10 protein-coding genes and 1 pseudogene are annotated in these 12049 nt (G+C 58.8%); 7 read left to right on the top strand and 4 right to left on the bottom strand.

Translation table 11 applies throughout. The annotated features are described in order from the left end of the window. Nucleotides 1-2 precede the first annotated feature (2 nt). Together OKW29_RS39970 and OKW29_RS39965 are read left to right on the top strand one after the other, a co-directional pair. Entirely contained in the window at nt 3-1034 is a 1032-nt protein-coding gene (locus tag OKW29_RS39970) for a proline racemase family protein (protein WP_429294755.1), read from the top strand. 72 nt (nt 1035-1106) lie between these two features. Next, on the top strand, nt 1107-1814 hold the full coding sequence (locus OKW29_RS39965) for a GntR family transcriptional regulator (RefSeq protein ID WP_429294754.1): 708 nt from the start codon (nt 1107-1109) through the stop codon (nt 1812-1814). Nucleotides 1815-1857: 43 nt separating this feature from the next. Here the strand turns inward: OKW29_RS39965 and OKW29_RS39960 are convergent, their stop codons facing one another. Further along, complete coding sequence (locus OKW29_RS39960; RefSeq protein WP_429294753.1) at nt 1858-3270, bottom strand: PLP-dependent aminotransferase family protein; 1413 nt, start codon at nt 3268-3270, stop codon at nt 1858-1860. A gap of 142 nt (nt 3271-3412) precedes the next feature. Between OKW29_RS39960 and OKW29_RS39955 the strand changes: the two genes are divergently transcribed. The 3 genes from OKW29_RS39955 (at nt 3413) to OKW29_RS39945 (ending at nt 7583) form a co-directional block, all read left to right on the top strand. Then, nucleotides 3413-4714, top strand: a complete 1302-nt coding sequence (locus tag OKW29_RS39955; protein WP_429294752.1) for an aspartate aminotransferase family protein — start codon at nt 3413-3415, stop codon at nt 4712-4714. Between the two features lie 48 nt (nt 4715-4762). Next, on the top strand, nt 4763-6286 hold the full coding sequence (locus OKW29_RS39950; RefSeq protein ID WP_429294751.1) for a CoA-acylating methylmalonate-semialdehyde dehydrogenase: 1524 nt from the start codon (nt 4763-4765) through the stop codon (nt 6284-6286). 145 nt (nt 6287-6431) lie between these two features. Beyond that, nucleotides 6432-7583, top strand: a complete 1152-nt coding sequence (locus tag OKW29_RS39945; RefSeq protein WP_429294750.1) for a branched-chain amino acid ABC transporter substrate-binding protein — start codon at nt 6432-6434, stop codon at nt 7581-7583. A gap of 190 nt (nt 7584-7773) precedes the next feature. On the opposite strand, the pseudogene OKW29_RS39940 reads toward OKW29_RS39945, so the two are convergent. After that, nucleotides 7774-7920, bottom strand: a pseudogene (locus OKW29_RS39940) (tetratricopeptide repeat protein); the annotation flags it as partial. A gap of 253 nt (nt 7921-8173) precedes the next feature. Here OKW29_RS39940 and OKW29_RS39935 point away from each other — a divergent pair. Both OKW29_RS39935 and phaP read left to right on the top strand, forming a co-directional pair. Then, nucleotides 8174-8377, top strand: coding sequence for a cold-shock protein (locus OKW29_RS39935; RefSeq protein ID WP_429294749.1), 204 nt, complete (start codon nt 8174-8176; stop codon nt 8375-8377). Nucleotides 8378-9130: 753 nt separating this feature from the next. Further along, nucleotides 9131-9658 carry a TIGR01841 family phasin gene (gene phaP, locus OKW29_RS39930; protein ID WP_429294748.1) on the top strand — a complete coding sequence of 176 codons (528 nt, stop codon included), beginning with the start codon at nt 9131-9133 and terminating at the stop codon, nt 9656-9658. Between the two features lie 535 nt (nt 9659-10193). On the opposite strand, the gene OKW29_RS39925 is transcribed toward phaP, so the two are convergent. Next, complete coding sequence (locus OKW29_RS39925) at nt 10194-10418, bottom strand: dodecin family protein (RefSeq protein WP_018419043.1); 225 nt, start codon at nt 10416-10418, stop codon at nt 10194-10196. 785 nt (nt 10419-11203) lie between these two features. Beyond that, a complete protein-coding gene (locus OKW29_RS39920; protein WP_429294747.1) occupies nt 11204-11893 on the bottom strand; it encodes a Uma2 family endonuclease in 690 nt (229 codons plus the stop codon). Nucleotides 11894-12049 lie beyond the last annotated feature (156 nt).

Here is a 12049-nt window from a genome sequence, read left to right as displayed (position 1 = left end):
TCATGCGCTGGAAAAAGACGCTTCAACTCGTGGATGTGCACTGCGAAGGCGAGGTTGGCAAAGTTATCACCGGGGGAGTTTTGGGAATCCCCGGTGCGACGATGCTCGACAAGATGAACTACATCAACGAGGTCGACGATAGTCTGCGCCGACTGGTTGTGCTCGAGCCGCGCGGTTGCCTTCAGATGTCAGTCAATTTGCTGCTGCCGCCGACGCGCCCGGAGGCGCATGCCGGGTTTATCGTCCTGCAGGCGGACAAAGCCCATCCGATGTCCGGCAGCAATGCAATTTGCGTGGTCACGGCGTTGCTCGAGCTCGGCCTGGTCGAGATGCAGGAGCCGGAGACGACCGTTGTTCTCGATACGCCTGCGGGACTGGTGACTGCGCGCGCGACCTGCGAGGATGGACGCTGCACGGGCGTCTCGCTCGACATGGTGCCTTCCTTTGTCGAACTACTGGATTTCGAGTTCGAAGTTCCACAACTCGGGAGAATCAAAGCGGACGTAGCTTTCGGCGGGGTGTACTACGCGCTCGTCGATGTTGACCAGGTGAGGCTGACTATTGCGCCGGAGAATGCTCGAGCACTTGCTGAGCTTGGCATCCGTCTCAAAGACATCATCAACGGCCAGATTCGGATTCAACATCCGCTTTTCCTGGAGATAAACGAGGTCGCGTACGTCATGTTCCGAAATCGCGTCAGCCCCGAGCTCTATCAGACCTGCACGACGTTGCCGCCCGGGCGAGTCGACCGGTCCCCGTGCGGTACGGGCAGCTCCGCCAATCTGGCGACACTGGCGGCCAGAGGATTGGCCGACATCGGAAGCCGGTTGAAGTCGCGCTCGACAATCGGTGGCGAGTTTAATGTGGAACTGCTCGGCAAGACCGAAGTTGGAGGTCGCGCGGCAATTCTTCCGCGCATTCAGGGGAGAGCCTGGCTTTATGGAATCCAGCAGATTGGGGTTGACCCCGATGACCCATTGTCCGCCGGATTCATGCTGAGCGACACCTGGGGCTCCGGTTTTCCGGCGGTCTGAGGCGGAGCGCGCACGATGATAAACTTGAATGCGCGCCCGTCTTTCCGGGCTTACGATGACAGCGGTGGAACCATGAGCAAAGCTACGACGGAGACAGAGGCAGGCGGCCGCCGCCACGGCGGACGGTATATCTATGAGGAGCTGCGAAAGCAGATTCTGACACTGCAACTCAAGCCAGGCTCGCCGCTCGACGAGGTGTCGCTCGCCGCGCAGTTTGGCCTTTCCCGTTCGCCCGTTCGCGACGCGCTCGCCCGCCTTATCAGCGAGGGTCTCGTTACGATTCTTCCGAACCGGACGACGCTCGTCACGCCCTTCGAAATTGAAGAATTCCCGAAGTACATCTCCGCTCTTGACCTTATTCAACGCGCAGTGACCCGTCTGGCAGCGCTGCACCGCACGCAGGCGGACCTTGTGCGAATCCGTAAGGCGGATGACGAGTATATGCAAGCGGTTGAGAGCGGCGACTATCAGTCAATGACCGAGACGAACAAGGCGTTGCACGTTGCCATCGCACATGCAGCGAACAATCCCTACTTCATCGGGTACTACGAGCGGCTGCTTGGTGAAGGACAGCGCCTCTCACACCTTCACTTCGATTTCACTGTCACGTCACCGACGGCAACGAAGCTAGGACGTGACCACGCCGACCTTATCGACGCAATTGAGCGCAAGGATGCCAATATGGCGGAAAAACTCGCGCATGAGCATACGATGTTGTTTCAGCAGCGGTTCCTGGACTACATGCGTCAGAACATGACCGAATCGATGGCGGTTTCTTAATGGCTCACATTGGGTCACCGAGACTTCGGTGCCCGCTCCTCCTTCAGGTCCGGCTGCGTCTCAGTTTGCGGAGAAACGCCCACAGTTCCGGTATATCGGATGTTGCGGCATTAAACCTGAACCACTCCGAAGCGTGTTCGCTCGGCCGGAAGTAGGAACCAGGCGCCAACCAGATTCCCTTGCTCAAGGCATCGTTTGTAATGGCGATGCTGTCTTCCGGCTGAATGGGCAGCTTTGCCCACAGGAACAGCCCTGCATTCGGTGTATGAAAAATCTCCAGGCCGGCCTCGGACATGGACTGAGTCACCTTCGCGTGGGCGTTGAACAGTCGTTCGCGTATGTGCGCAATGTGTCGGTCATAGTGTCCGTCAATGAGCACGCTCGCCACGGCGCGCTCCGTGACTTCAGATGAGGTCAGGCCAACGGCCATCTTCGTGAGAGCAAAACGTGACAACAGCTCGCGCTTCGCAGCAATGTAGCCAACGCGCATCGCTGGCGTGATGGTCTTCGAGAATCCCGAGAGATAGATGACGCGTTGAAGCCCCTCCATTGCGGCCAGACACGGCATCCCGGGAGGCGCGAGTTCTCGGGAGATGTCGTCCTCCACAACGTACATGCCTTCCCTGTCCGCAATCTGCAGCAGGCGGAATGCCGACGAAGCGCTGAGCGACGTACCAGACGGATTCTGTAGCACCGTGTTGACGAACATGACCTTTGGACGATGCGTCTTCACGACCTCTGCGAGCTGCGCAGTGTCGATGCCATCAGGCGTGCGCGCAACGCTGACGACGTTCACGAACGCTACCTTGAGGATTTCGAGCAGATTGCAGTAGCACGGGTCTTCGACAACGACCGTGTCGCCAGGCCTGAGCAACGTGCGGACAACAAGGTCCAGCGCCTGCGTCACTCCCTGCGTAAGCAGGACATCGTCGCTGCCAACGGGAAGTGAGTATCTGCGCAGTGAGCTCGCCACGTGCTCGCGCAAAGTCGAAAGGCCGTACGGGTGGCCATACCCGCCGATGCGCGACCCAGGTACTCGGCTGACAACGCGCAGAGCGTGTTGCACGCCGCTCTCGTTTATCCAGTCGTTTGGTATCCAGCCACAGCCCGCTTTGATGGGTACTGTCTTGTCGGCGAACACATCGGAAAGTAGCCACGCTCTATTAAGACTCGGCGCATTGAATGACGGTGCCGCGGGCGCTTTGGCTGCTGGCGTCGCGACGCGATAGCCTGCTCCCGCGCGTGCCACTACGAGACCCAGCGAAACGAGCCGTTGATAGGCTTCAGATACCGTGTATGTGCTGAGGTTGTGAGTCTTCGCAAGGCCTCGGACGGAGGGCAACGTCGTGCCAGCCGGGTACGTTCCCTGCCTCAGTTCCTGCTCGATTGACGACACAATCTGGTCGACCAACGTGCCTTCGTTCTTGCGCGAGCGTGACAGGTTCAGCTTGAACATTTCCAATACAGTTCGGAGAAGAAAATCAGCACGGTCTGACTGCTGGTTGCAGACTGTCCAGTGATTGTAGCCGGCAAACTCATTAAAGTTGACTTCACATTCCCGGAGTCAACACATGAGCTCGAATCAAATCAATCTGAACATGTCGAACTTCTGGATGCCTTTCACGGCAAACCGTCAGTTCAAGGCAGCACCTCGACTGTTCAAGTCTGCCAAAGGCATGCACTACACGACGGTGGACAACCGCACCGTGCTCGATGCGACGGCGGGTCTTTGGTGTGTGAACGCGGGCCATGGTCGCTCAGAAATCACACAGGCGGTGAGCCAGCAGCTCGAAACGATGGACTATGCGCCGACGTTTCAGTTGGGCCATCCGCTTGCGTTCGAAGCAGCCACCAAGGTCGCCGATTTCATGCCGGCAGGTGTCGACCGCATCTTCTTCACCAATTCCGGTTCCGAGTCTGTCGACACGGCGCTGAAAATGGCGCTCGCCTATCACCGTGCTCGCGGCGAAGGGCAACGGACTCGCTTCATCGGGCGCGAGCGTGGCTATCACGGTGTCGGCTTCGGCGGTATTTCCGTCGGCGGCATCCTGCCCAACCGCAAGATGTTCTCCGGCAACCTGATGCCGCATGTGGACCATCTCCCACACACGCATAACCTCGCAGAGTCGGCGTTCACGCGAGGCCAGCCGACCTGGGGTGCGCATTTGGCCGATGAACTTGAACGACTCGTCACGCTGCACGATGCGTCGACCATCGCCGCCGTCATCGTCGAACCGCTCGCCGGTTCCACGGGTGTGCTGGTACCGCCGACGGGCTACCTCCAGCGCCTGCGCGAACTGTGCACAAAGCACGGCATCCTGCTGATTTTCGATGAAGTGATTACTGCATTCGGTCGCCTTGGCGCGCCTACCGCAAGTGAGTATTTCAACGTCGTGCCGGACATTATCACGATGGCCAAAGCCATCAACAACGCAGCAATCCCGATGGGTGCGGTGGCTGCTAGCCGCACCGTACACGACACGGTTGTGAACGCTGGCGCCGAAAACGCCATCGAGTTCTTCCACGGCTACACCTACACGGCGCACCCGGCGGCGGCGGCGGCGGCCGTCGCCACGCTCGACATCTACAAGCGCGACCGGTTGTTCGAACGGGCGAAGGAGCTGTCTGGCGTTTTCGAGGACGCGGCACATGAGCTCCAGAACTCACGGCATGTGAAAGACATTCGCAATCTGGGTCTGGTTGCGGGTATAGAACTCGAATCGCGTCCCGGCGCTGTCGGCGCCCGCGCATACGAGGTCTTCCTCAAGTGTTTCGAGGCAGGTGTTCTGGTTCGCTATACCGGTGACATCCTGGCCTTCTCGCCGCCGCTCATCGTGGACGAGCAGCAGATTGACCAGATTTTCTCGACGGCGCGTGACGCCTTGCGCGACGTGGCTTGACTTTAATCGCCCAGCCGAGATGGCCGGGCACGAATCCGGAGTTCTGAAATGAATGTTGCAAGCGAGAAGGCGAGTCTTTCTGTGAAGCAGGTCAGCCACTTCATCAACGGTCAGGTGGTTGCACCGTCGAGCGACCGGTTCAAGGACGTTTTCAACCCCGCGACTGGCGACGTGGCGGGCTCTGTCGCACTTGCCTCGGTCGAGGAAGTCAACCGGGCGGTGGAAGCTGCAAACGCGGCGTTCCCTAACTGGAGCGAGATGGCGCCGCTCAAGCGCGCACGAATCCTGTTCAAGTTCAAGGAGCTGCTGAACAAGCATCACGACGAACTGGCGATGCTCATCACGCGCGAGCATGGAAAGGTCTTCACTGACGCGCAGGGCGAAGTCATTCGCGGCATCGAAGTCGTCGAATTCGCTTGCGGCATTCCGAATCTGCTGAAGACGGACTTCACCGACCAGATTGGTGGCGGCATCGACAACTGGAATCTGCGTCAACCGCTGGGTGTCGTGGCAGGCATCACGCCGTTCAACTTCCCGGTGATGGTCCCGATGTGGATGTTCCCGGTCGCCCTCGCGTGCGGGAACACTTTCATCCTGAAACCCTCGGAGCGCGACCCGTCCGCGTCGCTGCGTCTTGCCGAGTTGCTGAAGGAAGCAGGGCTTCCCGACGGTGTCTTCAATGTCGTGAATGGTGACAAGGTTGCGGTCGATGCGCTCATCGAGCATCCCGACGTGGCGGCAATCTCCTTCGTTGGCTCGACGCCGATTGCGGAGTATATTCACACGGAAGCTTCGAAGCGTGGCAAGCGGGTGCAGGCGCTCGGTGGCGCCAAGAATCACCTTGTCGTGATGCCCGACGCCGACCTCGACCAGGCGGTCAATGCGCTGATTGGCGCGGCCTACGGTTCGGCCGGCGAACGCTGCATGGCCATCTCCGTGGCAGTTGCAGTCGGCAACACGGGCGACCAGCTCATCGAGAAGCTTATTCCCCGTGTGAAGTCCCTTGTCATCAAGAACGGCGAGAATCTCGACGCCGAGATGGGGCCGCTCGTCACGGCGGAACACAAGACGAAGGTCTCCGGCTACATCGAGTCTGGCGAGGCCGAAGGTGCGAAGCTCATCGTGGACGGCCGGAACCATCCGGTCTCCTCGGAGAACGGCTTCTTCATCGGCGGCACGCTGTTTGACCACGTGCGAACGGATATGAAAATCTACAAGGAAGAGATTTTCGGCCCTGTCCTCGCTGTTGTCCGTGTGCCGGACTTCGCCAGCGCGGTGAAGCTGATTAACGCACACGAGTTCGGCAATGGCGTCTCGCTTTACACGTCGGATGGCGGAGTAGCTCGGGCTTTCGCGCGCCAGATTCAAGTCGGCATGGTCGGCGTGAACGTTCCGATTCCTGTTCCGATGGCATGGCACTCCTTCGGCGGCTGGAAGCGTTCGCTCTTCGGCGACCATCACGCTTATGGCGAAGAAGGGATTCGCTTCTACACGCGATATAAGAGCGTCATGCAGCGGTGGCCAGACAGCATCGGTAAAGGTGCCGAGTTTACAATGCCGGTTGCGAAGTAAGAAAATCGCTTAGGCGCTTCGCCATCTGCGCTGCCTGCCCAACGATAAACCACACTGGCCAGGCGGTGCAGATGAAATAAATTTCGAGCGGCTGCTCGTTGCCTAGTCGGTTTGCTTCAGAAAGCTTTGTTCACCTGGAGGATTGATGCTCCGTCGAATCGTGATGACGCTCGCTCTTCTATCCGTGTGCTTCGCCCTCGCGAATCGAGCGCGCGCCGAGGAAGTCAAGGTCGTCAAGATTGGCGTTGCCGCGCCTTTGTCCGGGTTTTCGGCTTCATACGGTAAGGACGAGGAGAATGCGGCACGACTTGCCTTCGAAGAAGCGAATGCCCGCGGTCTCGTCATTGGAGGTCAGAAGATTCGATTTGAGGTTGACGGCCAGGATGACGCTGGCGACCCCAAAACGGCTGTGCTCGTCGCGCAACGTTTCGTGGACGAAGGGGTTAGCGGGGTCATCGGTCACCACAATTCAGGATGCTCTATCGCCGCTTCGGCTGTGTATCGTAGGGCTGGCATTCCGCAGATTTCTCCGGCCTCAAGCTCTCCTTCGTATACGGCGCAAGGCTTCGAAACTACTTTCCGAACTATCAGCAACGACGACCAGATGGCTGTTCTTGCGGCTAATTATTCGGTGAGGCAACTCGGAGCAAAGCGCGTGGCGGTGATTGACGACAGCACCGACTATGGAACCAATCTCGCCACCGAGTACGTGAAGGCCGTCCAGAATGCAGGAGCGAGGCTAGCCTCATGGCAATACACGACGACGAAATCCATAGACTTCCGAGCCGTCTTGACCACAATCAAAGGGCTGAATCCTGACCTGATTTTCTATGTGGGCCAGGACATCCAAGCCGCCGGTGTGGCCAAGCAGATTCACCAGCTTGGAATTAAAGCCAAATACATGGGGGAAGGCGGCTTCACGAATGACACTTTCCTCCGGCTGGTCGGTCAGAGTGGACAAGGCATGTATAGCTGGGAGTACGGGGCGCCACTTGGCCGGATGCCGCATGCCGCAGAGCTAGATGCGACGATGAAGGCGCGATTTGGAATTGGTATTGTGCAGTTCGCCCCGCTCGCTTATGACGCGGCTTGGGCGATGATGAACGCCATGAAGAAGGCTGACTCGACGGACCCGAGGAAGTACCTGAGCTCACTGCACGCGATTTCATTCGATGGCGTAACAGGGACCATTGCCTTCAATGAGCAAGGGGACCTGAAAACAGCATCGGCAACGCTCTACCAACAACAAAATGGGAAGTGGGTGGTGCTGGGAGTCGAACAGACCTCCCCAAAGTAGGAGCTTTTTCCCGAAAGTCGACTTACTCACGTTAGATGACGTGTCCCGGTGGCAACTCCACTCCAGCGACGGTGTCTCGCAAGCCCGGCGGCTATCCTGATGCTCGACTTGTCGCACCGCAGACGGCTGCTGCGGCGTCATCAGGCTATGGTCACACAGCGAAGACCATGTACCCTTCGGTAGGCCGAGTTCAGCCAACCAGCCGGCGATAAGCACTAAGGTGCCGAACGAGACCTTGTTTGTCACCACCAATCTCGCTCAGCCGGGCGAGGTTGAAGTGAGCATCGGCATGCGTCGGGTCAAGTTCTATGCATCGCTGATAGGCTGGGTTAGCCGCCGAACAGATTTCGCCGAGTTCCCTTCGAGGCCGGCAACAGGCCAGTCAGCGGCCTCCTCGCGGCCACCTTCGCTCCTTCAGTTCGCCGTCAGCATGACATGTTGCGGACCAACGAAATGCGACAGCAGTCTCCATGTGCCGATGCCCCTGGTTGTCGGCCGTCAATCCGCTGTGGTAAAACCGAAATGGCTCGAGTCAGCCGTCCAGCTGACCGTCGTCCAACACAACCCGTCTCTTTGGAAGATTCAGCAAAATGGCAACAGGTACAGTCAAGTGGTTCAACGACGCGAAGGGCTTCGGATTCATTACGCCAGATGATGGCGGAGAAGACCTGTTCGCACATTTCTCTGAAGTCCAGGGAAGCGGCTTCAAATCGTTGCAAGAGAGCCAGAAGGTGAGCTTCGAAGTGAAACAGGGCCCGAAGGGCAAGCAGGCATCGAACATTCAGCCGCTGTAGGCGCGGGTCGTCGAATGGTTTGAACCGGATGGCCCGTTCATGCGGGCCATCTGCTTTTCACCAGCATCGCCGCTTCCGGCATCGATAACAGATACCGCAAGATGTCACCGCCATGACTCCCTGGCGCCTTTGCAACAGTGGTTTACGAGTAGCATGCGCGAAGTCCTGACGACAAGTGCTCAAAGCGCTGGCGGCCAATATCCAGACGATATACCCGATTGCTTCTTTGGCCCGGGCCTATACGATTATCGACACGCCAGCGCCCCCAATGCGTTGCGTGTGTGTTCCGGCCGCAGCGATGTCTGCGGCTTTTTTTGCGCATTGCGGTACATGGAACACCGGGCTTTTCTGTTGTAGCCTGCTGTTGCCGGATGGGCGGCTTCATTTTCGTCAACCCGCACCGCTGGCCGGCCCATTGGCGCCGTCATTGGCGGCTGTCTTCCGGGAAAGTACCTACTTAGCGCAAAGCGTGGCCTGTACTGACGACAGGCGTTTAGAACCACACTGGGCTGCCAGTGCAAAGGGGCTTCCGGGTTGACAGACGTCCACCGCCAGGGCTAATTTGTGGCATTGCATGAATGAATAGTGCGTTGCAGTACAAGTCAGCGGAGAGTCCGGGTAGCCGCTTTCACCTGGCACGGTGGAGTGTCGGGGCCCCTGCAAGGTCAGCGCAGATGCCCCTGCCACGCTCTTGTTCGGACTACTAACAATGGTCGACACCCTTTTGCCCTTTTCCTGAATGGAGTGACTAGCATGAGTACCGTGGCCCCGGAACAGTTTGTTGCAGCACAGAAAGCACGCGCAGCAGCGCTTTACAGTCTTTTCGAAAGTGGTTTCAAAGGCTTTGAAAAGCTGGTCCAACTGAATGTCGAAGCCACCAGGGCCAGTTTGGCCGAGAACCAGGCGGTTGCGACGGAAGCCGTTTCGGTTAAGTCACCCGAGGCTTTCTTCACCTTGCAATCGCGTCAGGCACAGGCATCGAACGAGAAGCTTCAGGCCTACTGGCGGCATGTGAACGAAATCATGTCCGAGGCGCGCAGCGAAATCCTCGCGACCAGCGAGAAGCAGATTGATGAGTACGTTCGGCAATCCCAGGCGCTCTTCGAGAACCTCTTCAGGAACGCGCCGGCGGGCAGTGAAGCATTTGTATCGCTGTGGAAGACGGGCTTCGGCGCTGCGCGTGACGCCGGAAATGCGACCTACGAGAATGCAAAGTCGGCAGCCAAGCAGGCTGTCGAAGTCATCGACAAAGCGGGCAAGACCGTCAGCGCGAAGGCGTAACAACCGGGTCCTCGAGTTGCTCGATTGGCGCCGCATAAGCAGTCGCGGACGCTCGTCTCGCGGTTCGTCCCGACACGGCAATCGATGGACCTCGGTGAGCTGGACATGAGCCCCTGCAGCGCCACGTGCGAGTGGCTATAGTGCTGCAGGCGCCAAGGTAAATACTCCTGCTGCCGCATCGGCCAGCGGCGGTTTGACCGTGGCGCGACAGTAGCCGGGCCCGGATGGACTGCGCTATCTGGGATGCAACGAACGTGGTCGAATTTACGTGCGTTGAAGGCGAGCGCGTCCCGCCAGCTCGCAGCGGCAAGAGGCGCCGGACGGACTGAAGCCCGCTGCCACGCAGGCACACCGCCAGACTGAACTGCACGGCCCCGCAGGCGCGCTAGCGCTACATGCCGAGGGCGTCGTGCATCTCGACCACCGGAGCGTAAGCATTCTGGGAGTTGCGCCGTCCGCAACTGGCGTACAAGCTCGATGCCGCAAACTTGCAGTATCGCAAGCCTCTTCTCTGCCGTGGTGCGGGGTCGCCGTTTCATGCTTCGTACTTGAAAGACAAAGATACTCGCGCCCGGTATTCAACGACCTTGCCGCTATCGACCCTCATGTCGAGCTTGCAGACTTCGGCGACTCGCAAATCACGCAGCGAGTTCGCTGCAATTTCCACAGCATTTTTCGCCGCATCCTCCCAGGAGGTTGGGCTGGTGCCGATAATTTCCGTGACGCTGTAGACGCTGGATTCGGTATCTTGCTTGGCCATGATTCTCGCTCCTCTGGGTTAGGAGGCACGTTTTCCGCACCTCAATGATTTCATCATAGGCCGTCCTGCGTGCCACGCGTCGCTTGAAGTGGCAACGCGCGCTGCCAGAGTCCCGCCAGGATGCGGCCAATTTTCCAATGGGGAAGCCATGTTCGATTGCACAGCGAAACGCCGACACGCTGGCGGCCAGGCGCTAACGTGCACGGACTTCCTGGAACGGTCGTTGCGTCGTCGTGTCTTATTCCTACAGCGGCGCACAGAGGAGGCAGCCATGCGGACCCAGTCGCGTTGCCTGTATCGCGGATACGGCATTCTGGTGCAGATAGCGGAAGTCCAAAGTCCATCGTTTAACGGAACAGAACGCCGTTTCTCAATGTCGTGGTCCATAGAAAGGAAGGGGTCGCCGGCCAGGCAGCATCGCAATCTTCCCGGAGCCGGTGAAATTTATGTCTGCCAGTGAAGCGCTGCGCTATGCCGAGGGGCGCGAGCAGACGTTCATCGATTCCACATTAGCTTTTGCAGAAGCGGAGTAGATTGGGGCACCACGCCGAGCTGTTGTCGAGCAGATTATGAATCGCCTTTATCAACCGGCCCATAGGGGCGGGCTTCAGCAACAATACGTCCCATAGCGGCCCGTCACAAGCAAGAAATGCGGACGCCGCAGCGGTTGGAGTTGGCGATGGCTACAAACAAAGCGCAAGTCCGCATCGAGGAACGACAGCTCTGCGCCCGCGTGGTTGCCACAAGTACCCGGGCCGACATCAGGATGAGTCGACGCACACGGATTATGACTGCGCCGATGTCGCGTGATTCAGCAGCGGCGCATTAGCGTTGGTCTGCTTCGCCTCCCACTGCACCGAGTCATGTCCGACAGCCCGGGCGGAAGTCATTTCCGCAACTCGATGGTGTATATCGTCGTAGACCTGACTGCCGATGATGCTGACGGACGCACTGACCTGGCAATACAGGGGCTCGAGCGAGAGTGCTATCGCGAACGCGGAAGCCTGGCGTCGGCCCTCGGCTCCCCAAAATTCAAGTCCCCCATCCTGTCTGACCACAATCACCTCCTTCGCGCCGCCTTCCAGGTACGCCGCGACCCTACGGTTCATCTCACGCTGCCGGTCGCTATCGAGCAGCACTTCTACGCAAAGGTCGGGTACAAACGGCACGGGGGTGTCACCATCAAGACCTTCCCATTTTTCGGGCGCCATCCATATCACGTCCGGTACCCGGATACCAAACGATAGTGTCATCACGGGCACTGACATGGCGGCAAGGTGCCCCATCTGTTCGGCCAGCTGACAGTAAATGTCTGTGAAGGCCAGTTGGCGCCTCCCCGACGGGCAACCATTCGCCACCACCTCGCCGAACCCGTTCAACTCGTACCGGTCGCGCATGGCATGTTGCGCGGTCGCGACAAGGCGATGCCATGCGGCAAGCAATCCGTTGCGGTCCAGCAGGATGGGAGTGTCCATGGATGTCTCGCAGGGCAGGTTGCTTAAGCGTATACCCTCTCCCTGTGGTTTAACAACGTGTAACACTTCTTTCGTGCTGTGCAGTGCACAATTAAAGCTCGGCCAGCAGCGTTATCGGGTGTCCGCAGCCGCACACTGCGGGCTGTCAGTTTCCTT

Source organism: Paraburkholderia sp. CI3 (genome assembly GCF_050436505.1).
Lineage (GTDB): Bacteria > Pseudomonadota > Gammaproteobacteria > Burkholderiales > Burkholderiaceae > Paraburkholderia > Paraburkholderia tuberum.
This window is presented reverse-complemented; position numbering and strand designations above follow the sequence as displayed.